Raw genomic sequence first — 290 nt, forward strand, 5'->3', positions numbered from 1 at the left:
ACATTGCAAAACAGTGTAATCTAACAACCAACGTTTCGTTTGTGGGCGCGATAAATCGGCCCCTACATTGTTTGTTGTTACATCATAATCGTTCCTTCAAAACTGAACAGCGATTTAAGAAAAGCTTCAAGGTCAAGCCCTCGACCGATTAGTACTGGTCAGCTCAACACATTGCTGTGCTTACACACCCAGCCTATCTACCTGGTAGTCTACCAGGGGTCTTACTCTATTGACGGGAAATCTCATCTTGAAGTTGGCTTCGCGCTTAGATGCTTTCAGCGCTTATCCTT

Annotated in this window: 1 rRNA gene; it reads right to left on the reverse strand. The window is 44.5% G+C overall.

The features are described 5' to 3' along the window. Positions 1-128: 128 nt before the first annotated feature. A 23S ribosomal RNA gene (locus V6C27_14890) occupies positions 129-290 on the reverse strand; the annotation flags it as partial.

It is taken from the genome of Peptococcaceae bacterium 1198_IL3148, assembly GCA_036763105.1.
GTDB lineage: Bacteria > Bacillota > Desulfotomaculia > Desulfotomaculales > Desulfohalotomaculaceae > JBAIYS01.